Origin of the sequence: Aquirufa nivalisilvae, assembly GCF_004307455.1 — a bacterium.
Taxonomy (GTDB): domain Bacteria; phylum Bacteroidota; class Bacteroidia; order Cytophagales; family Spirosomataceae; genus Aquirufa; species Aquirufa nivalisilvae.
In genome coordinates, this window is record NZ_SEWX01000005.1 from 646,557 (window position 1) to 671,172 (window position 24,616).

22 protein-coding genes and 2 tRNA genes are annotated in these 24,616 nt (G+C 37.0%); 18 read left to right on the top strand and 6 right to left on the bottom strand.

The window, feature by feature from the left end; all coding sequences use genetic code 11:
- Positions 1 to 204: 204 nt before the first annotated feature.
- The 7 genes from EWU22_RS09665 (at position 205) to EWU22_RS09690 (ending at position 10,004) form a co-directional block, all read left to right on the top strand.
- On the top strand, positions 205 to 1,314 hold the full coding sequence (locus tag EWU22_RS09665) for an alpha/beta hydrolase family protein (RefSeq protein WP_130925364.1): 1,110 nt from the start codon (positions 205 to 207) through the stop codon (positions 1,312 to 1,314).
- The gene (locus EWU22_RS09670; RefSeq protein WP_130925365.1) at positions 1,314 to 2,519 is read left to right on the top strand and encodes an MFS transporter; all 1,206 of its coding nucleotides are present in this window, start codon (positions 1,314 to 1,316) and stop codon (positions 2,517 to 2,519) included. The genes EWU22_RS09665 and EWU22_RS09670 overlap by 1 nt, the downstream gene beginning before the upstream one ends.
- A complete protein-coding gene (locus EWU22_RS09675; protein ID WP_130925366.1) occupies positions 2,516 to 3,514 on the top strand; it encodes a zinc-dependent alcohol dehydrogenase in 999 nt (332 codons plus the stop codon). The genes EWU22_RS09670 and EWU22_RS09675 overlap by 4 nt, the downstream gene beginning before the upstream one ends.
- Before the next feature lie 189 nt (positions 3,515 to 3,703).
- The gene (locus tag EWU22_RS13510) at positions 3,704 to 4,132 is read left to right on the top strand and encodes a hypothetical protein (protein ID WP_145962626.1); all 429 of its coding nucleotides are present in this window, start codon (positions 3,704 to 3,706) and stop codon (positions 4,130 to 4,132) included.
- 139 nt (positions 4,133 to 4,271) lie between these two features.
- Positions 4,272 to 5,357 (top strand): efflux RND transporter periplasmic adaptor subunit, encoded by a 1,086-nt coding sequence (locus EWU22_RS09680; RefSeq protein WP_130925367.1) that lies wholly within the window; start codon positions 4,272 to 4,274, stop codon positions 5,355 to 5,357.
- 23 nt (positions 5,358 to 5,380) lie between these two features.
- A complete protein-coding gene (locus EWU22_RS09685) occupies positions 5,381 to 8,584 on the top strand; it encodes an efflux RND transporter permease subunit (protein WP_130925368.1) in 3,204 nt (1,067 codons plus the stop codon).
- Positions 8,571 to 10,004, top strand: coding sequence for a TolC family protein (locus EWU22_RS09690; protein ID WP_130925369.1), 1,434 nt, complete (start codon positions 8,571 to 8,573; stop codon positions 10,002 to 10,004). Before EWU22_RS09685 ends, EWU22_RS09690 begins: the two co-directional genes overlap by 14 nt.
- 134 nt (positions 10,005 to 10,138) lie before the next feature.
- Here the strand turns inward: EWU22_RS09690 and EWU22_RS09695 are convergent, their stop codons facing one another.
- Entirely contained in the window at positions 10,139 to 10,351 is a 213-nt protein-coding gene (locus tag EWU22_RS09695; RefSeq protein ID WP_130925370.1) for a GDCCVxC domain-containing (seleno)protein, read from the bottom strand.
- Positions 10,352 to 11,095: 744 nt separating this feature from the next.
- Between EWU22_RS09695 and EWU22_RS09700 the strand changes: the two genes are divergently transcribed.
- Positions 11,096 to 11,638, top strand: coding sequence for a hypothetical protein (locus EWU22_RS09700; protein ID WP_130925371.1), 543 nt, complete (start codon positions 11,096 to 11,098; stop codon positions 11,636 to 11,638).
- A gap of 29 nt (positions 11,639 to 11,667) precedes the next feature.
- On the top strand, positions 11,668 to 11,793 hold the full coding sequence (locus EWU22_RS13565; protein ID WP_262708124.1) for a hypothetical protein: 126 nt from the start codon (positions 11,668 to 11,670) through the stop codon (positions 11,791 to 11,793).
- A gap of 101 nt (positions 11,794 to 11,894) precedes the next feature.
- Here EWU22_RS13565 and EWU22_RS09705 read toward each other — a convergent pair.
- A tRNA-Lys gene (locus EWU22_RS09705) sits at positions 11,895 to 11,967 on the bottom strand.
- Between the two features lie 134 nt (positions 11,968 to 12,101).
- Between EWU22_RS09705 and EWU22_RS09710 the strand changes: the two genes are divergently transcribed.
- Positions 12,102 to 12,839 (top strand): hypothetical protein, encoded by a 738-nt coding sequence (locus EWU22_RS09710; protein ID WP_130925372.1) that lies wholly within the window; start codon positions 12,102 to 12,104, stop codon positions 12,837 to 12,839.
- Here EWU22_RS09710 and holA read toward each other — a convergent pair.
- Positions 12,836 to 13,885: a DNA polymerase III subunit delta gene (gene holA, locus EWU22_RS09715; RefSeq protein WP_130925373.1), complete on the bottom strand. Its 1,050-nt coding sequence runs from the start codon at positions 13,883 to 13,885 to the stop codon at positions 12,836 to 12,838. The two genes, EWU22_RS09710 and holA, sit on opposite strands and share 4 nt — an antisense overlap.
- A gap of 122 nt (positions 13,886 to 14,007) precedes the next feature.
- Between holA and EWU22_RS09720 the strand changes: the two genes are divergently transcribed.
- Positions 14,008 to 14,523 carry an FKBP-type peptidyl-prolyl cis-trans isomerase gene (locus tag EWU22_RS09720; RefSeq protein ID WP_130925374.1) on the top strand — a complete coding sequence of 172 codons (516 nt, stop codon included), beginning with the start codon at positions 14,008 to 14,010 and terminating at the stop codon, positions 14,521 to 14,523.
- Positions 14,524 to 14,609: 86 nt separating this feature from the next.
- Here EWU22_RS09720 and EWU22_RS09725 read toward each other — a convergent pair whose 3' ends face one another.
- Entirely contained in the window at positions 14,610 to 15,077 is a 468-nt protein-coding gene (locus EWU22_RS09725; protein WP_109323133.1) for a deoxycytidylate deaminase, read from the bottom strand.
- 546 nt (positions 15,078 to 15,623) lie between these two features.
- Between EWU22_RS09725 and EWU22_RS09730 the strand changes: the two genes are divergently transcribed.
- A complete protein-coding gene (locus EWU22_RS09730) occupies positions 15,624 to 15,971 on the top strand; it encodes a GIY-YIG nuclease family protein (RefSeq protein WP_130925375.1) in 348 nt (115 codons plus the stop codon).
- A 466-nt stretch (positions 15,972 to 16,437) separates the two neighbouring features.
- Here EWU22_RS09730 and EWU22_RS09735 read toward each other — a convergent pair.
- Positions 16,438 to 16,511: transfer RNA gene (locus EWU22_RS09735), tRNA-Met, on the bottom strand.
- A gap of 163 nt (positions 16,512 to 16,674) precedes the next feature.
- On the opposite strand from EWU22_RS09735, the gene EWU22_RS09740 reads away from it, so the two are divergent.
- The 6 genes from EWU22_RS09740 (at position 16,675) to menD (ending at position 23,793) form a co-directional block, all read left to right on the top strand.
- Entirely contained in the window at positions 16,675 to 17,067 is a 393-nt protein-coding gene (locus tag EWU22_RS09740) for an START-like domain-containing protein (protein ID WP_130925376.1), read from the top strand.
- Position 17,068: 1 nt separating this feature from the next.
- Positions 17,069 to 18,529, top strand: coding sequence for an LptF/LptG family permease (locus tag EWU22_RS09745; protein ID WP_130925377.1), 1,461 nt, complete (start codon positions 17,069 to 17,071; stop codon positions 18,527 to 18,529).
- Between the two features lie 77 nt (positions 18,530 to 18,606).
- Positions 18,607 to 18,882, top strand: a complete 276-nt coding sequence (rpsO, locus tag EWU22_RS09750) for a 30S ribosomal protein S15 (RefSeq protein ID WP_109323137.1) — start codon at positions 18,607 to 18,609, stop codon at positions 18,880 to 18,882.
- A 117-nt stretch (positions 18,883 to 18,999) separates the two neighbouring features.
- Positions 19,000 to 21,147 (top strand): polyribonucleotide nucleotidyltransferase, encoded by a 2,148-nt coding sequence (gene pnp / locus EWU22_RS09755; protein ID WP_109323138.1) that lies wholly within the window; start codon positions 19,000 to 19,002, stop codon positions 21,145 to 21,147.
- A gap of 59 nt (positions 21,148 to 21,206) precedes the next feature.
- Positions 21,207 to 22,070: a sigma-70 family RNA polymerase sigma factor gene (locus EWU22_RS09760; protein WP_109323139.1), complete on the top strand. Its 864-nt coding sequence runs from the start codon at positions 21,207 to 21,209 to the stop codon at positions 22,068 to 22,070.
- Between the two features lie 34 nt (positions 22,071 to 22,104).
- Positions 22,105 to 23,793, top strand: coding sequence for a 2-succinyl-5-enolpyruvyl-6-hydroxy-3-cyclohexene-1-carboxylic-acid synthase (gene menD, locus EWU22_RS09765; protein WP_130925378.1), 1,689 nt, complete (start codon positions 22,105 to 22,107; stop codon positions 23,791 to 23,793).
- On the opposite strand, the gene EWU22_RS09770 is transcribed toward menD, so the two are convergent.
- Positions 23,779 to 24,489 (bottom strand): tetratricopeptide repeat protein, encoded by a 711-nt coding sequence (locus EWU22_RS09770; RefSeq protein WP_161566827.1) that lies wholly within the window; start codon positions 24,487 to 24,489, stop codon positions 23,779 to 23,781. The genes menD and EWU22_RS09770 overlap by 15 nt on opposite strands.
- Positions 24,490 to 24,616 lie beyond the last annotated feature (127 nt).

Sequence of the window (24,616 nt, forward strand, 5' to 3'; positions counted from 1 at the left end):
TATTGAATGATAAATCTAAAAAACAATCAGGAATAAATTGACCTGTATCCATGATTCCACAATTTGCAAAAATGGGCATGGATATCCCCAAAGAACCTCATTCGTTTATTTTTAGGAATAAGGATATAAATATTCGTAGGAAAAAATGGTAAATTAGAAATTCAAAAATGGACAAAACCCTATAAATACCTAATCCTACTCAGCATGAAGTATGTAATTCTATTTGCATTGGCCAGTTTTTCACTCTTTGGTCAAATTGAAAAAAAAGATGTTGGAACTTTACTTGGAGGAACTTACCAAATCTTAATCCCCCAAAATTGGAATAAAAAATTGGTCATGTATGCCCATGGATACCAATTTCAAGGTCAAAAACCTCAAGAATCCAATGTTGGATTAGAAAAACGATTACAAGTATTTCTTGATCGTGGTTTTGCCATTGCGGCTTCGGATTATCCTGCGGTAGGCTTCGTATTACCCGAAGGCATCGATGCCACGGAGGAGTTACGACAAGCTTTTGTCAAAAACGTGGGAAAACCTGATTCAACTTTTATGGTAGGTCATTCCATGGGAGGGGGAATTACCTTGGGAACGATGGAAAACTTTGGTGAAAATTACCATGGTGCTCTTCCATTATGTCCACTAGCTTCCAGACCCTATCTTCAATGCAGAAAAGAATACGATATGTATGCAACTTTTAATGGGCTTTTTCCAGGAATCATACCCAGCTTAAAAGATATATTCGACATTAACTCATCAGTAGGTTATGTCAATTTAGCCCAAGCTGGTCCAAAGATTGGCCAAATTATGAAAGCTATCATGGAAAAAGATTCTACTTTAGCTAAAGCCTTTGCCAAAAAATTTGATTTGAAATTAAAGGACCTTGGGGGATCACTATTCTTTAATCAAAATGTATTAAGAGATATTGCTGTCAGGTTAGGAGGTAATCCGTTTGATAACTTACAAACAGTTTATACTGGATTTCCTGATGATTTATTGACTAATCAAGTCGCGGAGCGTTTACCTGCCACGAAAAACCCGAATCTATTATTTTCTCGCTATGATCGTACTGGAAACATCAATAAGCCTGTACTCTTAGTTCATACTATTTATGATCAATTAATTCCTCCAAGTTATGCCGTAGTGAATTATGAAAACATGGTGCATCAGCAACAAAAAGATCAATATTTTACCGTAAAATATACCAATGGACAGGCGCACTGTGCTTTTACTCCTCAACAAATGGCCACTTCATTTGACATATTGAGAAATTGGGTTAAAAATGGAGTTAAACCACAAGGAGGTTTTTTAAAATAATGGAGGATCAAATCAAACTACAGTCGAGTGCTCCCATGTCGGGATTTCAGGTCTTAATGGTGGCTTTATGTTTTTTTATGAATTTCAATGACGGAATAGACGTTTTAATTGTGTCTTTTTCTAGCTCTGAAATCATCCGGGAATTTGGTCTATCCAAAACAGAAATGGGCTATATTTTTAGTGCAGGATTGGCTGGAATGACCTTGGGTTGCTTTTCATTAGCACCATTGGCCGACAAATACGGCAGAAGGAAAATCTTTTTGATTTCTTTGCTCATGATAAGCCTAGGGATGTTTGGCGTGGCATTTGCACAAGCCTATGTACCTATTTTGGCATGGCGTTTCTTAACAGGCTTAGGCATTGGAGGGATTTTACCTACCATTGCCACTACGGCGGCAGAATATTCAAATGACAAATACCGAGATTTTAATGTAGGTTTAATTCAAGCAGGCTGGCCCATTGGAGCCATTTTAACAGGCCTCATCTGTGCTGATTTAATTCCTTTAAAGGGATGGCATTATGCCTTCTTTCTAGCAGGTTGTTTTTCAGCTATGATGACAGTTTTGGTATTCTTTGTGATGAAAGATTCAGAGGAATTTCAAAGTAAAAAAATAGAAGAGCAAGGAGTTAAAGTGCTCCTAACAGAGGAACTAAAACCCAATACTTGGCGACTTTGGTTAGCGGCATTTTTTGGCTTTATGACCTTATATACTGTTATGAGTTGGGTTCCTACCATTGCCAAAGATTCAGGAATGCCCTTTGAATTAGCTACTTATGTAGGCATTTCCCTCAATATTGGAGCAGCCATTGGTTCTTCTTCCATTGGTGCATTAGGCTCTAAATTCGGATTGAAGAAAACCCATTTTATTTACATGCTCTCGGCCTTTACGGTCATGCAATTATATGCCTTTTTACCTCTTAATACCGTGCTAATATTCATATTAGTAATGTTCATTGGAGTATTTGCTCAAGGCGGATTTAATGGTATTTGGCCGATATTATCCCGTATTTATCCTACATCCATTCGTGCTACAGGAGTGGGCTACACCGTAGGTATTGGTCGGCTTGGAGCCATTTTAGGGCCGGCAGTATTCGGTATTTTATCAGATAGCCACGTGGGTAACACCGTATTATTTGTTTTATTTTCTTTACCACTATTAGTGATGGGTTTGATCATTCGAACCTTACCTTCTCAAAAATTATGAAAGCTGCCGTATTAGAAAAACCAAACTATATTCAGGTCCAAAATCTTGAAAAACCCATTCCAAAAGCGAATGAAATATTGATTCGATTGAAATCAACCGGGATTTGTGGTTCAGATGTACATTTATTCCTAGGCGATCGACTGTTGCCCGTTCCAACTGTTCTTGGTCATGAAGGACTTGGATGGGTTGAGGCAATGGGTTCTCAAGTGACTGGTTTTCAATTAGGGCAACGAGTGGTGATTGAACCTAATATTCCCTGCGGTTCATGTCGATTTTGTTTACAAGATAAAGGAAACATTTGCCCAAATAAACAAGTCATTGGCGTAAATTCTCCCGGTTGTTTTGCTGAATACATCTGTTTAGACGCTGATTTTTGCTGGAAATTACCTGATTCCATCTCAGATGAAGATGCTGTTTGTATTGAACCATTAGCCGTTGCCGTGCATGCCTTGCAAGTAAGCTCTGCTTTACCTAATCAACACATAGCAGTATTCGGGTTAGGAGCTATTGGATTATTGCTCTGCCAACTAGCACTGACCAAGGGCTACCAAGTTTGGGTAAAGGATTTAAATGAAGATAAACAAAACATGGCGAAGGTCATGGGAGCAGGAATATTGCCCAAAGAAGACTTAGAGTCATTTTTATATAATCAAGAGATTGTAGCCATTTTTGATTGTGTAGGCGTAGCCAAGGCCACTAATTTAATCTTAGAAACAGCTCCTAGAGGATCTGAAATTATCTTAGTAGGACTAGCCAATGAGTTAGCTCAGTTTATACCTTTAAAAATCGCTAGAGAAGGGATTTCCATTTTACCTTCCATCATATACGACCACCCCAATGATTTTGCCGAAACCATTGAATTAATTGCTCAGAATAAAATTCATCCAGGCAAAATTATATCCGAACGATTCCCATTGGATAGGATAGAGGATGCCATGACTTTGGCTGTGAGTGGAAAAGCAACTAAGGTTGTTTTGGATATTAATAATCAATAAAACGACGTTAAAACGAGTCCAAGCAAAAATCAAATCAAAGCTTTAAAGCTTGATTATCAATTGATTTCATCCTAATTACTTCTTGAAAGAATAATAAAACAGAATTATTTTCGTTTCGAAAAATATAATTATGTTTATTTGACGTTTTGCTATTACATTTGCAAACAATTAACATACCATTCGTTTTCTATGCTTTCATCAGTTAAAAACAAACATGTAGCCCTTGTTTTCACTGTTCTATGCAGCTTTGGTATATTTTTATCCTCTAGCTTCGCACATAAGCAATCTTTTAATAAATTAGATTTTTCCAATATATCCTTCCAAGAGGGTATATCTTCATTTTCTACAAATACATCTTTTTCGGATTTACATTTACTGGCAAATCCAGTAAATACCCATCAATCTTTCACTCCTTTAGTTGATTTTGAGATTGAAGAAGATGAAGAATGCTCAGGATTTAAAAAAAGCTTTAAATCCTATCTATCTTCTCTTAATTCATTTCGTGTACCCGGTTTAAATTCTGTATTTAAATCCGCAAGGAAGGTTCATTACACCAATTCCCTTCCTTCATTTACAAAACTCCCTTTATATATTAAGAATCAGGTTTTTCTAATTTGATTACCCCCTTTTCGTTCCAATTTATTTACGCGGTTTTAGATCAAGATCAGTCGTAAAATAGCTTCATGCTAAAAACCAAGCTTGGTATCTATATACCAAGCTGTCAAAACAATTATTACATATTTTATTAGAAAAAGAAATGAATAAATTCATCATGTTCATTGTGGCCTGCTGTGCCATCTATTTGACTGCTTGCACGAGTCATAAGGAAGAAGAAAAAGAAGAAGTAACAAAATACATCGTTACGAGTACGCTAAAGACCGATACATCCATTACTCGCCAGTATGTTTGTCAAATTCGCGCTATTCAGCATATTGAATTGAGAGCGCTGGAAAAAGGGTATTTACAAAATATTTACGTGGATGAAGGACAGCTAGTCAAAAAGGGGCAAATCATGTTTAAAATTATGCCCATGCTCTATAATGCTGAAATGCAAAAAGCACAAGCTGAAGCTGATTTTGCTGCTATTGAGTATCAAAATACCAAGCAGTTGAGCGATAAAAATGTGGTATCAGTGAATGAATTGGCTTTGGCTAAAGCTAAATTAAATAAGGCTAAAGCTGAATTATTGCTCGCGCAAACCCATTTACAATTCACTGAAATCAAAGCTCCTTTCACTGGTATTATGGATCATTTCCAAGTCAGATTAGGTAGTTTAATCAATGAAGGTGACTTACTAACAACCCTCTCAGACAACAGTCAAATGTGGGTCTATTTTAATGTTCCAGAAGCTGAATATTTGAATTATAAGACTAATAAGACTCAGGAGAATTTGGTGAAAGTGAACCTATTGATGGCAAATAATCAATTATTCAAACATCCGGGAATTGTCAAAACAATTGAGGCTGATTTTAATAATGAAACAGGGAATATTGCCTTTAGAGCTACTTTTCCTAATCCTGAAAATCTTTTACGACATGGGGAAACGGGTAACATTGAGATGAACATCCCCTTAAATAACGCTATTATCATTCCTCAAAAAGCCACGTATGAGGTCTTGGAAAAGAAATATGTTTTTGTGTTAGATAAAAATAACCAGGTGCATTCGCGAGAAATCACAATTGGGGCCGAAATGCCAGATTTATATGTCATCAGCGATGGACTTAAAGGAGATGAAAAAATACTACTTGAGGGTATTCGTAAGGTGAAAGAAAATGACAAGATCAGCTATAAATATGAAGATCCTAAAATGGTCATTAAGAATCTCAAGGTATACGTTGAATAATCTAACAAATAAACGAAAAGAATATGTTTAGCAAATTCATTCAAAGGCCAGTTTTGGCTATAGTTATATCGCTTGTCATCTTATTTGTAGGATTTTTAGCTATCAAAAGTCTGCCTACTTCTCAATTTCCAGAAGTAGCTCCACCGGTAGTTATGGTATCTGCTTCTTATCCAGGAGCAAGTGCCAAATCACTGGCTGAATCGGTTATTATCCCTTTGGAACAGTCCATCAATGGAGCCTGGGGAATGCGATACATGACTTCGGATGCGACAAGTGCTGGTGAGGCCAACATTCAGGTGGTTTTTAATCCCGGAACTGACATTAATCAAGCATTGGTTCAAGTCTCAAATCGGGTTCAGCAAGTTACAAATCGCCTACCTACTTTGGTACAGCGAGAAGGAGTGGTGATTACACCCGTAATTCCTAGTATGCTCATGTATGTCAATCTCTACAGCAAGGATAAAAATGCCAATATGAAATTTTTATTCAACTATGCAGGGGTGAATATGGTGCCAGAACTTCAAAGAATCAATGGAATTGGACAAGTAAGAATATTGGGTAGTCGACAATATGCCATGCGGGTTTGGTTAAATCCAGATAGAATGAGGGCATATAATGTTTCTCCAGATGATATCATGGAAGCATTAAGTGATCAAAGTATCATTGGTAAACCTGGTAGAATTGGTCGTGGTGACAGTAAACAGGCGGAAGCTTTGGAATATGTGATGACCTATACAGACCGTTTTAATGATCCAAAACAATATGAAAATGTGATCATTCGAGCTAATCCCAATGGAGAGATTCTTCGGTTAAAAGATATTGCAACCGTTTCACTGGGAAGTGAGTATTACGATATTTATTCTAACATGAATGGCCATCCATCTGCCGCTTTAGTCTTAAAGCAAACTTATGGAAGTAATGCCAGTGAAGTAATCGGACAAGTAAAAGATAAACTAGAACAACTAAAAAAATCATTTCCTCCGGGAATGGAATATGAAATTAGTTATGACGTTTCTAATTTCTTGGATGCATCTATTGAAAATGTGATGCATACACTTAGGGATGCCTTCATATTAGTAGCCCTAGTTGTTTTTATATTTCTAGGAGATTGGCGGTCTACCATTGTACCCATATTAGCAGTACCTGTATCCCTGATAGGGGCATTCTTTTGCATGCAACTATTCGGACTTACCATCAACATGGTAACATTATTTGCGCTTGTATTGGCTATTGGTATTGTCGTCGATGATGCAATCGTCGTCGTGGAAGCCGTCCATGCCAAAATGGAAGAAGAGAACCTGTCTCCTTACAATGCAGTAAGAAAAGTAATTGGAGAAATCAGTGGTGCAGTTATTGCCATCACCTTATTGATGGTTTCTGTTTTTGTTCCAGTTTCATTCATGACAGGACCTGTTGGAACCTTTTACAGACAATTTTCTATCACCATGGCCTCTTCCATCGTGATATCTGGTATTGTTGCCCTTACAGTAACACCCGTTCTTTGTGCCATGATTTTAAAGAATAATCATGGAAAACCAAGGAAAAAGACCTGGATGAATCGAATATTGGATGGCTTTAATCATTGGTTTGAAAAATTGACAGGTAAATATGTTTGGATTTTAAAGGCTATTACCCACCGTAAATTTGTAACCATAGGTTTATTTGGAATTTTTGCCATTGGTATATTGGGCGTAAGTCAAAGCTTGCCTTCTGGTTTTATACCGAGTGAAGACCAAGGAATGTTGTATGCCATCATTCAGACACCTCCAGGTTCAACGCTGGAAAGAACCAATGATTTATCTAACAAACTGGTTTCTATCATTCAAAAAGTAGAAGGAGTTAAATCTGTTTCATCTATTGCTGGATATGAAGTCTTGACAGAAGGACGTGGTTCAAATGCCGGTACTTGCTTAATCAATCTAAAACCTTGGAATGAGCGAGAACATTCGGTAAGTGAAATCATTGCAGAATTAGAGCAAAAATCAAAAGAAATCCCTGGGGCAACCATTGAGTTTTTTGATCCGCCAGCCGTTCCTGGTTTTGGTGCAGCAGGTGGTTTTGCCTTGCAGTTATTAGATAAAACCAATAGTGGGGACTACAAACAGCTAGAAAAGGTCACGACGGATTTTATGAGTGAATTAAGAAAGCGCAAAGAAATAACGGGTTTATTCACGTTTTTTAGTGCTAATTATCCTCAATATGAAATTGAAATTGATAATCAAGCTGCCATGCAAAAAGGCGTCTCGATTAACAATGCCATGAATACACTATCCATTTTTGTAGGTAGTACTTATGAGCTAGGTTTCATTAAATACCAACGTTTTTTCAAGGTATTTGTCCAAGCTGCGCCCGAATTCAGAAAACTACCGACTGACGTCATGAATTTGTACGTTAAAAATAATCGGGATGAAATGGTACCTTTTTCTGCTTTCATGAAAATTAAAAAGAAACAAGGGGCCAATGAAATCAATCGATATAATATGTACAATACTTCCGCTATCAGAGGAGGTCCTGCCAGAGGTTATAGCAGTGGGGAAGCGATAAAAGCAGTACAAGAAGTAGCTGCTAAAACCTTACCTAATGGCTATGATATAGATTGGGCAGCACTATCTTATGATGAAACTAGGAGAGGGAATGAAGCCATTTATATATTCCTGGTGGTTTTATTGTTTGTGTATTTTGTATTAGCTGCACAATATGAAAGCTTCATTATTCCTTTGTCTGTCATTTTCTCATTGCCAGCTGGAATATTTGGATCCTTTCTATTAATCAAGGGAATGGGACTCGCCAACGATATCTACGCTCAAGTAGGACTAGTCATGTTGGTAGGTTTATTGGGTAAAAATGCTGTCCTGATTGTGGAATTTGCTGTTCAAAAACAGCAACAGGGATTCACCGTACTAGAAGCAGCTATAGAAGGAGCCAAAGTACGTTTTCGTCCTATCTTAATGACCTCATTTGCCTTCATTGCTGGTCTAATTCCCTTAGTTCTTGCACATGGAGCTGGCGCCATTGGAAATAAAACGATTGGTGCTTCCGCTTTGGGAGGTATGATTTTTGGAACCGTTTTTGGTGTAATTATCGTGCCTGGCTTGTATTTCATTTTTGGTTCTATGGCCAATGGTCGCAAACTCATTAAAAATGAAGACAATAATCCACTTACGGAGGATTTAGTAAATCAGATGGACAAATTTCCTCAAACTTTAGAGAAAGATGAAAATGAATAATTTAATAAAGCTTATAGGACTATGCCTCATCGTTTGTCTATTTGATTCTTGTCAAATTCCACAAATTGCAACCAAAAAGGTAAGTCAATTAATTCCAGATAGTTATACTGGATCAAAAGATACAGTAACGGTATCTAAAACAGCTTGGAGGGCCTTTTTTAAAGACCCTGCGCTCATTGCATTGATTGATTCAGCTTTGGAAAAAAACCAAGAAGTCAACATATTAATGCAAGAAATCCAAATAGCCAAAAATGAAGTTTTAGCTAAGCAAGGGGCATATTTGCCCTTTGCTTCGGTTGGAGCAGGAGCAGGGGTGGATAAAGTGGGACGATATACAAGTCAAGGTGCTAGTGATGCCAATAATGAAATTGTACCTGGAAAAGCTGTACCTGATTTCTTGCAAAATTATGAATTAGGCATCAATGCCAGTTGGGAAATTGACGTTTGGAAAAAACTCAGAAATGCCAAGAAATCAGCGGTATTGAAGTATTTGTCGACAGTGGAAGGTAAAAACTTCATGGTAACCCACTTGATAGCAGAGATAGCGAATTCCTACTATGAATTAATGGCATTAGATAATCAATTAACCATATTGAATCAAAATATCGAATTGTATCAAAACTCATTGGATATCGTTAGAATTGAAAAGCAATATGCTCGTGTAACGGAATTGGCGGTTCGAAGATTTGAAGCTGAGGTTTTTAAAACAAAAAGTCGTCAGTTTTCTATTAAACAACAAATTGTCGAAACAGAAAATAGGATCAACTTTTTGGTTGGTAGATTTCCACAGGCAGTGCTGAGAAATTCCACCCGTTTTACAGAATTACCGATTGATTCCATTCAAGCAGGAATTCCATCCCAATTGCTTTTTAATCGTACGGACATCAAACAAGCAGAACTTGCCTTGAAAGCGGCTGAAATAGATGTTAACGTGGCAAAAGCAGAGTTTTATCCTTCATTTGTAATTAATGCAGGATTAGGATATCGAGCTTTTAATGCTAAATATTTCCTTGATACTCCGGAGTCTCTTTTGTTTAACTTGGGTGGAAATTTGGTGGCTCCCTTGATTAATCGAAATGCGATAAAAGCCAATTTTTATTCCGCTAACAACAAACAGGTTCAGGCAGTATATGAATATGAACGTTCCATTTTAAGAGCACATTTGGAGGTTGTTAACCAGCTATCCCAAATTGTCAACTTGAAGAAAAGCTATGATTTAAAAAGCCAACAGGTGGATGCATTAACTCAATCCATTGAGATTTCGTCCACTTTATTTAAATCAGCACGTGCCGATTATATGGAGGTTCTATTGACGCAGCGAGATGCTTTAGAATCTAAGATTGAATTGGTCGAAACGAAAAAACAGCAATTAAATGCTCAAGTCAATGTTTATCAAGCATTGGGTGGGGGATGGAGATAGTAGGTTTAATCTATTCTTAGTTTAATTTGTCAAAAGGGTGATAAGAAATTATCACCCTTTTTTGATATAGAAGTATATCAATTTAATTAGAAAAAATCTTCTTACTAAAGGTACTCTGGATGTAGCAAAATTTACTAGCAGCAATGATTTCCTTGTTGAATGGGAGGACATGGAACAGATCCATAACTACAAAACACACAACAGTCGCCCGGCTTAGGTTTTAACAATTCTCCACAAAAAGTACAAACATAAAAATATTGACAAGCATTTACAGGCATAGTTTCTGTGGCTTGTTGAGCACAATGTGGACAGGTGATGGTGGATTCTAAAATCAAGCTATCTGACATAATCGATTGAATAGTCTCCAATATAACAAAATCTTACACGAGAAAACTTCAACATATAGTTAAATGAGTTATTGGAAGGTTAACCAATGGATGCCATTCAAATCAAATAAAATGAACTACAAGCATTCACCTACTTCATATTTTGAATCTATATTTTAATAATTTGACTAACATTTAGCAAATTTGAGCCTATAAATTCAAAAATAACTGATGTTATTTTATCTCAAATTTTTATAAATTTATCGACTTTACAAAAATTATATTATTTTTTTCCTGATTTTAAACAAAATATTAATTTACATATAAATAATATAATAATTACTATAAGATGTATGCCGACATCATTTCATACGATAAATAAGATTTTAATAAGAAATTTTATGATTTAATGTAAGAGTCCATCGTATCGTTATTTAATGGTAATTTTCAGCTTTTAGCAACATTCTACTTGTTTAATTTTAAACTCATAAGCATAAACATTATTTCAAAATTTGCTTCATTTTTCTTGACTTGACCAATATTGACTTTTACTAATAATATATTAAATTTTTACAATATTTTGTCTTTCAAAAATGCATTTCTAGGGGTTAAAACAAGCTTCATAGAATTATGCAGTTAAAATTTATTCGTTTATAAGCTCTAATTTTACATAAAATTTCAGTCCAAATGAACTGATAATTAGGTAGTTAGAATTTTGATCTATTCTCCTTCTGCCTCAATAAAATTCTTAAAACAATTTATCTAATGAAAATTTTAAAAACTACGGCTATCAATTTAGCCGCAATGATGGTATGCGCATGGCTTACATTTTCACCTACTTTCTCAAACGGTTCAACGGAACCTGGAGATACTGAGGCCAACAACAGTTTTGGAATAAGATATGCTTATTCTATGAGTGGTTTATCTTGGAAACACATGTTTAATCAAGTCAATCATTTTGAGGCTTTTATATTACCTATTTCAAACAACTTTGAAAAACAATTCAATTATTATGGAGGAAGATATATTCATAATTTTCCTCAAACAGCATTCCCTTTCACTCCATTTGTATTTGCTGGGGTAGGACTGTCAACCTATAGTCGGTTCTTACCTGAAGACTCACAAAATAGTGTTCCTATCGATTCTGGGAAGTATTTTGCCTATTCTATAGGACAAGGAGTTGAGTTTAAATTAGGAAATCACTTATCACTTTCAGGTGATGTAGCCATTTCTAAATTCAATAATGAGCCAAATCAAATGTTAGGAATTATACGACTAGGCTGTGGCGTTCAATATGTAATTAGATAATTCCAAAGAATCAGGGAATAGTTGACTTAATGACAATTATCATTACCTCAGCCTTGCGTGCAGCAGTAATTTCAAAAGTAATTGAGAAGATTCCCGAAAAGTGGAATAAAAAGGATAATCAAAACTTTGATCAAGGAAAAGAAAAGGAACTTTGATATGAATTTTCTAAAAACAAAATTACTACACAAAATACTATACAATTAATTTAAAATCCACAAAAAAAAGCCCTCTAAAAAATTATTAGAGGGCTTTCGTGTGATCCCGCTGGGATTCGAACCCAGGACCCATACATTAAAAGTGTATTGCTCTACCAACTGAGCTACGGAATCATCAAGCTTACGCTTGTATATCAATTGACCCACTCTGGAGTCGAAAGGAAGTTTAGCCACTGGCCAACTTCTGTTTGCAAAAGCAGAACATTTTCCCCTTATTGCGGTGCAAAACTAGTACGGTTTTTCGAATTATGCAAGACTATCATCTAAATAAAATTATATTTTTTATACTTTTTTCTTTCTGCATTTGGCAACCTGCTTATAGCCAAATAGATAGAAATCAATTGGCCCTGGCAGATTCTCTGTTTAAATCCAATCGATTATTGGAAGCGGAAAAAATTTATTTACCATTCGCAGAATCCCAGCGCAACGAAAATGAAACAATCCGATTAAAATTAGCCTATATCGCCAAGGCTAAAAATGATTGGCTACAAGAATTATATTATTTATCTAGTTTGCAAGCTGAGCAAGACAGGCCAGCCATCGCTAAGCGTCTTCAAGAAATAGGGGATAGGCAGTCGCTCTCCGGTTTTCAAATCAATCTCATGGACCAATTTCTATGGATTTATTTTACTTACTTTCCTTACCTCATGGGATTTCTTTTTGCTCTGGCTTTTTATGTTGTTGGAATTCTCAGCTTCAAAAAAGTTAAAAAAATGAAAATCAAGACCTATAGCCTGTATTATTTAGGATTTTATTTATTGTTTTTGACTTGGTTTGCCAATTTCCCAGCTTTACTTCAATACGGTATTATCACCAAGGAGAAGGCCTATTTGAGAGATTATGCCTCTTCTGCCGCACCTGTTAAGCAAATGCTCAAAAAAGGAAATCGAATTATTCACTGGCAGAAAAAAGATATCTGGGTAAACTGCTATTTTGAAGGAGAGCTTGGCTATGTCAAGGCCGACGATTACTTACCGATTAATTAGAGGTTAAATATTTCAAAACTGAGATCTAAAATAATTTCTCTTTCTTTATCTCCATTTCCAATAACTCCTTTTACACGTAAATCTGCGTTTTTAATGGCTTCTATGATACGAACTACCTTTCCAAGAGGGTAATTACGCTTGGCCAAGGTATAATCCTTGACAAAGTAAGGATTGACGCCAAGAGCGCTAGCCATTTCTCCATCTGAGATTGCACCTAAATCATGTACTTGCAAAACTTTGGCAAAGAAATTAAACAACATAATCAACATCGGTGCCGCTGGGTTTTGTTTAGTATTATCAGCAAAATAAAAAGCTATTTTCTGCCCCTTCTCTCCATTTCGTTGTATAATGGCTTTTTGAAATTCAAAATAATTATACTCACGACTTATCCCAATGTATTTCTCTACTTCATCTAAGCCTATTTCCTTGCCTTGTGGTACATTCACAACCAATTTATCGGCCTCATGTGCCATTCGCTTTAAATCTGTCCCTACAAACGAAACCATTAATTCCTGAGCATTAGCCTGAATATGCAAAGAATGAGAACCTAAATAGTCTTTCAGCCAAACTCCTAAACGATCCTCTGAGATTTTCTTCGATGTTACAACCACCCCTTTTTTATCTAAAGGAGCTAAAATTTTGGATTTATCAGTCAGTAAGGTCTTCAGCGTAAAAACTAGTATTGTCGACTCCGTAGGTCTTTCACAATAATCCACCCAAGCTTTCCAATCTGTATTGCCTTTGTCTTTAGTATCTGTTTTCCCTTTGGCCATAGCTTCCAAAAAAACAGCTTCTTTCACAATGATAACCTGTTTGTCTGACATCATTGGAAATCTTCGGGCATAGGAAATCACTTCCGCTAAGCTTTGATCTTTTCCATACATGACAAATTGATTAAAGTTCTGCTGGTCTGGACTCAACACTTTATTTTCAAAAGCATCCACCACTTGGTCAATAAAAAACGGCTCATCCCCATGTATAAGGTAAATAGGTGCCAATTTTTGTTGTTTGATGTCTTTTAATACGTCTTGAGCACTTTTTTGCATGGAAATCTTGAAATTTAATTCGAAACACAAAGCTAATCAAAAGCTTTTGATCCAAAAATATTAATGCAGGAGCATCAAGCTTTACAAATTAATCCCGTAGGTTTGCTGTAAAATAGAACAATATGCAGATTAAACCGAACTCCGTTGTATTCATTTCTTACCAATTATCATTCCCGAATGAGGAAGGTGAGCCAGAAGTGGTGGAAATAGTTGACGAAAATGAACCTATGGTATTTATCCATGGATTGAGTGGATTGCCAGAAGCTTTCGAAGCTAATTTAAATGGCCTTTCAGCTAATGATACCTTTGATTTTACTATTCAGGCAGAAGACGCTTATGGCGTTGTTGACCCTAATGCCATTATAGATTTACCCAAATCCATCTTTCAAATTGAAGGACAAGATACGAGTGATATGTTGAAAGTCGGGAATTTCATTCCTATGACTGACGATCAAGGAAATCGTATGCAAGGTATGGTAGTACAAGTAAGTCCTGAAACCGTTACTATGGACTTTAACCATCCATTGGCAGAAAAAGACTTAATGTTCAGTGGAAAAGTAATTAAAATACGTGAAGCTACTGCCGAAGAAATTGCTCATGGCCATGTGCATGGCGAAGGTGGAGTACACCATCATTAATTGTTAATGTAGCATGTAAAATGTAGAATGAATTTTGGAACATTAAAAATTCTTCATTCTACATTTTACATGCTACATTCTTCATTCTATTGCAATTCCATCTCAGAATAAGCCATCACATCAACGCCAAATTTGCGTAAAAAATCCACCCCTTCGTCCGAAGGAAGGCCTTTGTAGGCAGCATAAGAATTTAAGTAAATTACACGTTTGATTTTCATGCTATAAATGATTCTCGCGCAGGATATGCAAGGGGAGAGGGTCACATAAATGGTGGATCCTTCCACATCAGCTCCATTTTTGGAGGCATATAAAATAGCATTTTGTTCAGCATGTAAAGCCAAAGAACATGATCCTTTGGAATCTCTAGGACATCCGTCTTCGCCAAATTCATCATCGCAATTATGTGTACCCGCTGGTGGGCCATTATAGCCAATGGATATAATTCGGGTTTCTTTCGTGAGAACACATCCTACTTGGGCACGGGTACAATGCGATCTCAAAGCTAAATTTTGAGCTAATTCCATGAAAATCGCATCGAATGGGGGTTTATTCATATAGACTGAAGAATCGGTGAGGCAAATTTGACCACAAATATCCGATTTATTTTTCAATTGAATAGCAGTGGACTTCCTTTTAAATCTAAACACGGAGTGCTATAGGTGGCTTTGGGAGGCTAAGCTAACTGAAATTATTCAAGGCAATCAAGTATCTTCGAGAGACTCAGATACCTCTGACATGATTGACTTACTGCCCCTGTGCCTTCGAGAACCTCAGGCACAGACTGAAAAATATAATATTTGAATACCTGACATTCTGAATCCTTGATAAAGTACTTGATAATGAATGAGATAGCAAAAGGTGGCTGAGGCTCTCGAGGCCACCTCAAATTATTGAAAGTGTTTGAGATTCTGGATGGTATCTTCGAGGGCCTCAGATACCTGATATTCTGGGTGATAGCTGGGGTATTTGAGAGTTGATGAGATGGTAAAAGGTGGCTGAGGCTCTCGAAGCCACCTATCTACTAATTGATATTTTCAATTGTTAACAAAAATATATAATTCCAATATCCTAACTTTCCAATAATACCTAACCAAATAAACATGAAAGGATACATGTATATTTTAAAATGTTGCGATGATAGTTATTACTGCGGAAGCACAAAAGACCTTCGAAGACGAATCAAAAAACACCAAATGGGTTTAGGAGCCAATCACACAAAAAATAGGTTACCAGTCTCATTAATCTATTATGAAATATTCCCTCGAATTGATTTAGCTTTTCATCGAGAGAAGCAAGTACAGGGATGGAGAAGGGAGAAAAAAGAGGCTTTAATTAAGGGTGCTTATAAATTATTACCTAAACTAGCAATGGCACATCGAGATATACAGCTCCTATGTCTTCGAGATCCTCAGATACCTGATATTCTGGATGATAGCTGGGGTATTTGAGAGTTGATGAGATGGTAAAAGGTGGCTGAGGTTCTCGAAGCCACCTCAGCTTATTGAAAGCAATCAGGTATCTACGAGGGCCTCAGATACCTGATATTCTGAATGAATACTGAGGTGCTTGATAGCGAATGAGATATTAGCAAGTGGCTGAGGCTCTCGAAGCCACCTCAAATTATTGAATAGGATCAGGTATCTTCGAGAGACTCAGATACCTGATATAAATGAATGATAGCTGAGGTACTTGATAGAGAATGAGAAAGAAGAAGGTGGCTGAGGTTCTAGAAGTCACCTCAAATTATTGAAAGTGTTTGAGATTCTGTCAAGTATCTTCGAGAGACTCAGATACCTGATATAAATGAATGATAGCTGAGGTGCTTGATAGAGAAAGAGAAAGTAGCAGGTGGCTGAGGTTCTCGAAGCCACCTGCAAAAAAAAAGACAAATCTCTCGACTTGTCTTTCTAATCGTAGCGGGGAGCAGAATCGAACTGCCGACCTTTGGGTTATGAATCCAACGCTCTAACCATCTGAGCTACCCCGCCAAATTGCGTTGCAAAGGTAGTAGAAAGCGATTAGAGTCACAAATAATTTCTTAATATTGATTAATTTTGTGGCAGATTTGGGATTTAACTTAGAAATAATACCTTTGCTAACAGCGGGTTAGAATCGTGAGTGAAAAGCCTAATCCATTAATAGATAAATGATATGCCAGCAAATAATTTTGAGTTTGAATACGAGGTAAAAGCCTCACCAAAAGTACTTTATCCATATTTAAGTACTGCATCAGGTCTTCAACAGTGGTTTGCTGATAAAGTCACAGTCCCTAATGCCAGCACCTTTCATTTTTACTGGGATGACGAAAATCATCCTGCGGTTTTAATACAAAGTAAATTGAACAAATTCGTTCGATTTGAGTTTTTAAATTCCAAAGATGAGACTTCCAAAGGTTTTATCGAACTCAAATTAGAAGTCAGCGAACTTTCCAATACCACCTATTTAAAAGTAACAGATAGTGCATCAACTTTTAAATCAGACGATGATGCTGCCGAACTTTGGGATTATCTTTGCGATAAATTAAAAGAAATCGTCGGGAGCTAACATGCGTAAAATAGATAAACTAGTCCTCAATGCCTTTTGGGGGCCATTTGTTCTTACTTTCCTTATTGTCATTTTCATTTTCCTATTACGATTGGTGCTTTTTTACTTTGCCGATCTATTTGGAAAAGACCTAGGTGCGACCGTTTACGTCGAACTGTTCTTTTATTTTTCCTTAATTACCGTACCACTTGCCATGCCTTTATCCATATTGTTGTCCTCTTTGATGACATTTGGAAAATTGGGAGAAAACTTTGAATTGACTGCTCTGAAAAGTGCAGGAATTTCCGTTTTTCGCATCTTTAGGCCTATTTTTGTCACAACTGTACTTATCAGCATCTTTATGTTTTGGTTTGTCAATGTGGCGCTTCCTTGGGCTAACTTGAAAGGATGGAGCTTGTTGTATGACATCAAAACCACTAAAACTACTTTAAATATCAAAGAAGGAATTTTTTATAATGACCTTCCAGGATATTCCATCAAGGTAGCGAAGAAATTTCCCGACAATAAAACACTGAAGTCGCTTATTATCTATGACCATACTGGAAACGACGGAAATCGACATGTCACTGTGGCGGATTCCGCCCAGATGTATACCATTTTGGATAGAAAATACTTGATATTCGAACTCTTTAATGGGAAAGATTACATTGAAGATGCTGATCGAGGACCTGGCAATGATTTATCTGAACTAGCTATTCACAGCTTTAAACGAAGTAAAATTGTGATGTCGCTGTCTGGTTTTGATTTACAAAAAACCGAGGAAAATCAGTTTGCCCACCATCAAATCATGCGGAATAACAACCAATTGGCCGATGATGCCGATTCATTGTCGAGGAACATTCGCAACATGAGAAAGGGTTTCAACATAGCTTCAAGTGTATATTATGTCTATTTCAGGAAACCTATAGGAGCATCACTTCGGAGCATGAACCATCATACGAAATGGATAGGGCCAAAAATTGCTGAAAAGTCAAAAAGCAGTAAAGATTTCCGCCCCATGGAAGAATTGGCCAAACAAGAAGTCCAAAATCTGATTGCTTTCGGACAGACCAATGAAGTCAATTTAGCCGAACGTGTCACCGAACTTAAAAAAACCGATTTGGAATGGCATCATAAATTCACCAATTCCTTGGCGGTATTAGTCATGTTCCTGATTGGCGCACCCCTTGGGGCCATTATCAAAAAAGGAGGTTTTGGCATTCCAGTTGTCGTAGCGGTTTCTTTCTTTATTTTGATGTATATCTTAACCCAACAAGGGGACAAAATGGCTAAAGAAGGGAAGGTGCTAGTGGAAATTGGTGCTTGGATCTCCAATGGTATTTTGGCGCTAATTGGTGCCTATTTCCTTCGAATAGCTTTGAAAGACTCTCGACTTTTTGAATCAGATTTCTACAGAATCCTTTGGGATCGAATAAAAACCTATTGGGAGAATCGCAAGAACAGAATATCATCCAAGGCTTAAGTGATACTATTTGGAATTTCTCTTAAAAATTCCTACTTTTGCAAATTAATTTTTCACAATTTAAAAACTGGTAAAAGATGTATTTGTCACCCGAGAAAAAACAAGAAATTTTTGAATCTAAAGGGAAAGCAAAGTCAAAAATCGATACTGGTTCTGCTGAATCGCAAATTGCGTTATTTACATTCAGAATCAATCATTTGACGGAGCACCTTAAGAAAAACAAGAAAGATCACAGCACACGCTTAGGTCTTTTGAAATTAGTTGGTAAGCGTCGTCGTTTACTTGATTACTTAACTCGTACTGATATTACACGTTATCGTGCTATCATCGCTGAATTAGGTATTCGTAAATAAGATTAATTGCAGGGTTTCATGTCATGAAGCCCTGCTTTATTCATTGCGGTACAGTTTGAATCATCAAACAAACATCTTTATTCTACGCATAGGGCGTAGTAATTTATTCAAAAACGTATGTCATTTAACATTATTACGAAACATATTTCAATGCCTGACGGCAAGGAAATCCAAATCGAAACTGGCAAACTAGCCAAGCAAGCCGATGGAGCCGTTGTAGTCAAATCCGGAAATATGATGTTGTTAGCTACTGTAGTAGCCAACAAAGAGGCCAAAGAAGGAGTAGATTTCCTTCCATTATCTGTAGATTATCAAGAAAAATTTGCGTCAAACGGACGTATTCCTGGTTCTTTCCTTAAAAGAGAGGCTCGCCTTTCTGATTATGAAATTCTTATCTCTCGTTTAGTTGACCGTGCTTTGCGTCCAACTTTCCCAGATGATTATCATGCAGACGTTCAAGTTTTAATCAACTTAATATCTGCTGATTCCGAAGTTTTACCAGATGCATTTGTAGGTTTAGCTGCTGCTGCTGCTTTGGCAGTTTCAGATATTCCATTCAATGGACCTATTTCTGAAGTTCGTGTTGCCAAAATCAACGGTGAATATAAAGTAAATCCAAGCGTTAGCGAATTAGCTGGGGCTAGTTTAGAATTAATCGTTGCTGCCAACGAAAACGATATTTTGATGGTAGAAGGCGAAGGCGACGAAGTTTCTGAAATAGAAATGCTCGAAGCTTTAAAAATCGCTCATGAAGCAATCAAATTACAATGTGCTGCTTTAAATGAATTGACTGTTGCGGCAGGAAAGACAGAAAAGCGCACTTATTCACACGAAACACATGATGAAGAATTACGTGCAGAGTTGTGGAAAAACTATTATGAGAAATATTTGGCAGTAGCTAAGCAAGCAAATCCTAAAAAGGATGAGCGCAAAGCAGCTTTCAAAGCTATCGTAGATGAGTATGTAGCTTCATTACCTGAAGATCATACTGTTAATCTTTCCTTAGCGAAACATTATTTCCACGATATCGAGAAAGAAGCAGCACGTCAATTGGTATTGCAAGAGCGCTACCGTTTAGATGGCCGTAAATTGAACGAAATTCGTCAAATTACTTGTGAAGTAGATTATTTACCTACTCCTCACGGTTCTTCTGTATTTACTCGTGGAGAAACACAATCATTGACGACTGTTACCTTAGGAACTAAGATGGATGAGCAAATCATCGATCAACCAATGACTCAAGGTTATAATAAGTTTATGCTACATTACAACTTCCCAGGTTTCTCAACGGGTGAAGTTAAACCAAATCGTGGTGTAGGCCGTCGTGAAGTAGGACATGGTAATTTAGCTATGCGTGCTATCAAGAAAGTACTTCCTAAAATGGAAGACTTCCCTTATACATTGCGTATCGTTTCTGATATTTTAGAATCTAATGGTTCATCATCTATGGCAACTGTTTGTGCAGGTACCTTAGCCTTGATGGATGCCGGTGTTAAAATCAAAGCTCCAGTTTCTGGTATTGCTATGGGTTTAATCTCTGATTCAAAAACGGGTAAATATGCCGTTCTTTCCGACATTTTAGGTGATGAAGATCACTTAGGAGATATGGACTTTAAAGTAACAGGAACAGAAAATGGTATTACGGCTTGCCAAATGGACATTAAAGTTCAAGGACTTTCTTACGAAGTATTAGTTGAAGCTTTATCTCAAGCTAAAGAAGGTCGTTTACACATCTTAAATGAGATGAAAAAAGCGATTCCTCAAGTAAGAGAAGATTTCAAACCTCAAACTCCACGCGCTACAGTTATCAAGATCATGAAAGACCAAATTGGTGCGGTAATCGGACCAGGTGGTAAAGTAGTTCAAGATATCCAAAAGCAATCAGGCGCTACAGTAACGATTGAAGAAAAAGAAGATGGTGGTTATGTAAGCGTATTCTCTGCCAACGGAGCTGCTATGGACCATGCTGTTCGAATGATCAAAGGCATCGTTACTATTCCAGAAGTAGGTGAGGTATATGAAGGTAAAGTGAAAAACATTCAAGCATTTGGTGCTTTTGTGGAATTTTTACCTGGAAAAGATGGTTTACTACACATCTCTGAGATTTCTTGGGATCGCATCGAAACCATGGATGGCGTTTTCAAAGAAGGAGACAAAGTGAAAGTAAAATTGGTAGAAGTAGACAAGAAAACAGGGAAATTCCGTTTATCTGCTAAAGTGTTATTACCAAAACCAGAACGTAGCTCAGAAAATTCTGACAACTAATATGTTATTTCATGGGTTATATGTTTTTATATAACCCATTCATTCTTTTGTAAGCCCCTATGAGACAGCTAAAAATTAGCAAACAGATTACCAACAGGGAGAGTCAATCACTCGACAAATACCTACAAGAAATTGGCAAGGTGGATTTGTTGACCCCAGATGAGGAAGTAATCCTCGCTCAAAAAATTAGAGATGGGGACCAATTATCCTTAGAACGTCTCACGAAAGCCAATTTACGTTTCGTCGTGTCTGTGGCAAAACAATATCAAAACCAAGGACTAAGCTTAGGTGATTTAATCAACGAAGGAAACCTAGGATTGATTAAAGCTGCACAGCGTTTTGATGAAACTCGTGGATTTAAATTTATTTCTTATGCCGTTTGGTGGATTCGTCAATCCATCTTACAAGCATTAGCTGAGCAATCTAGAATTGTTCGTTTGCCTTTGAACCGCGTAGGTTCATTGAATAAAATTTCAAAAACCTTTTCTGAGTTAGAACAAAAATTTGAACGTGAACCTTCTCCTGAAGAGTTAGCGGAAGTTTTAGAAATCTCAACAGGAGAGGTAGTTGACACATTAAAAATATCAGGTCGTCACGTATCCATGGATGCACCTTTTGTGCAGGGAGAGGAAAACTCGTTATTAGATGTGTTAGAAAATGATTCAGAAGATAAGCCAGACTCTGGTTTGATCAATGATTCTCTTCGTAGAGAAGTTCAACGTGCGCTATCTACCTTAACGCAAAGAGAAGCCGATGTGGTAACCTTGTATTTTGGTTTGAATGGAGAACATGCTATGACTTTAGAAGAAATTGGAGAAAAATTCAATTTGACTCGTGAACGTGTAAGACAAATTAAAGAAAAAGCGATTCGTCGTTTACGCCACACTTCAAGAAGTAAAGCTCTGAAAACATATCTTGGATAATTTTAAAAAGCCTCTCACGAGGCTTTTTTTACCTATGGCCTTTCCCTCTGGACTTGTAGAACTGATCGAAACCCTAAGCCAACATGGTGTAGAACAGGCAGTTATATGCCCTGGCTCACGAAATGCCCCCATCATGTTAGCTATTAGCCGAAACACGGCTATTCAGTCATTCTCCATTAGCGATGAACGCTCAGCTGGATTCTTTGCCCTCGGCCTAGCTCTACGTTACAAAAAGCCAGTTATACTCTGCTGTACTTCAGGTTCTGCTGCTTTAAATATGGCTCCCGCCGTTGCAGAAGCATATTTTCAAGAAGTAGCACTAATTATATTAACAGCAGATCGTCCACAAGAATGGATTGGGCAATGGGATGGACAAACCATTTTTCAAGAACGTATTTTTGGTGCTCATGCCAAACAGTACTTTTCTTATTCTACTCATGCACATGAATCTTTGGATGAAATTTGGCACCGAAATAGAATAGCCAATGATGCTTTTTGGTCGGCTTTTTCTGCCCCTCAAGGTCCAGTTCAGATCAATATACCCATTCAAGAACCTTTTTACCCAGAAAAAGGAGCAGCTTTACCTGTAGCTCATCCCATACGAAAAATACAAAAATGGATTTCTCCTAAATTATTGGATATATCCATCAAAACATTTATTCAAAGGCAATTGAGTTCCTCAAATAAGGTGCTTATTACAGTAGGGCAAATGCCGATGAACTCCAAAATTCAAGATCTTTTGGAGGAATTGATGCAAAAAGGGATTCCTGTACTGGCAGATTCCATTGCCAATTTATCTGGAATAGCATTTGACAGCCATGATCTCATTTTAGCTAATCCAAAAACCTGGGAAAGTCTACAGCCCGACCTTCATATACATCTTGGTAAAAGTTTCGTCACCAAAAGAATCAAGCAATTTTTGCGTTCAAATGCCGAAAAGCAAGAATGGCAAGTTAACCCTCATCCGCAAGCACTTGTGACTGATCCATTTAAAGGATTACAACATTTATTAGAAATAGATGAAGTGGCATTTTTAAAAGAATTGACACTACTCAACTTTTCTGAAAAGCAACAAGCCTATTACCAAGCCTGGGAAAAGGAGGATGAAATTGTTGACTCTAAAAGGTCAAAAGATATTAATGATTGGAATGAACTGGGGATTTTCCAAAAAATAAGCCAAGCTTTACCTCAATCCAATTCGGAAATACATGTTGCTAACTCACTATCTGTCAGGTATTTAAATTGGACAAAATTTGTTCCGAAAGGTATTGAAGTCTTTGCCAATCGAGGTACGTCTGGCATTGATGGTTGCCTAAGCACTGCCATTGGAGCGGCCCAAGGCAATCCCAATCTAGTTATTTCCATCATCGGCGATGTGGCTTTTCACTATGATAAAAATGCCCTTTGGAATTCCTATGTACCCAATAATGTAAGGATTATTGTCATGAATAATCAAGGTGGGGGTATATTTAGAAATTTAGAAGGGGCCAAAGATCTTCCTGAATTGGAGAGTTTCATGGAAACTCGGCAAGTTTTTAACGCAGAAAATACAGCCAAAGACGCAGGTGTCACCTATATCAGTGTCAAAAACGAAAACGAATTACTTCATGCTTTAAATAGCTTTTTCCAAGAATCAGATCGAGCTCAATTGATGGAAATTGAAAGCAATTCGAGTATCAATGCTGCGGCTCTAGCTCTGTATATGGCCTTATTTAAGGGCTAATTCCTTATTAATTTTAGCTAAATTTTTCAAAAACAGGGCATTATTCGGTTCAATTTCCAAGGCTTTACGCACCCATTTCTCCGCCAATTTCCATTGCCTTCTTTCGATTTCTAAATAACCTAAATTATTGTAAATCAAATGCTTATATTTTCCTTTGGTCAAAGCATGCTGAAATGCTTTTTCAGCTAAATCCAGCTCACCCAGTGTTTGTAGTACTACGCCTTTATTGATTAATGCCTCAACCGAATTGCTATCAATTTGTATAGCTTTTTCATAAGATGCTAAAGCTTGATTATTGGATTCCTTCTCAAAAAATATATCACCTTGCAAACGGTAACAAGCTGATGAATCCGGAAAAAGCTTAACCAATTTTTGTGCTTCCAGTTCAGCCTCATCCAATCGTTTCATGTTTTGAAGCATTTCCACCTTTTTAAAGAGGGCAGGACCAAAATGAGTATCCAATTCTACCGCTTCTGAAAAATCAGTCAATGCTTCCTCATTTTTTTCCAACTGCTCATAAATCAAACCCCGATTATAATGGGCATCCGAAAAATCCTTCTTCTTTAAAATAGCCTCGCTGTACCATTTTATCGCCTCAAAATATTCTTTCTCCTTAAACTTTTGGTTTCCTCTTAAAAAAAACTGAGTGGCCTCTTTTTTCTCTTTTTCACTATCACAGGAAAATAACCCTACCATGATCAGTAGGCAAAAAAATGAGATGAATTGTTTTGTAGAAAACATGTGGTGGCTTTAGTTTAGGCAATTAAAAGATTTCAATTTAAATAATTCAATTTTCATTCGCATCTTTGTGCCTCAAAATTAA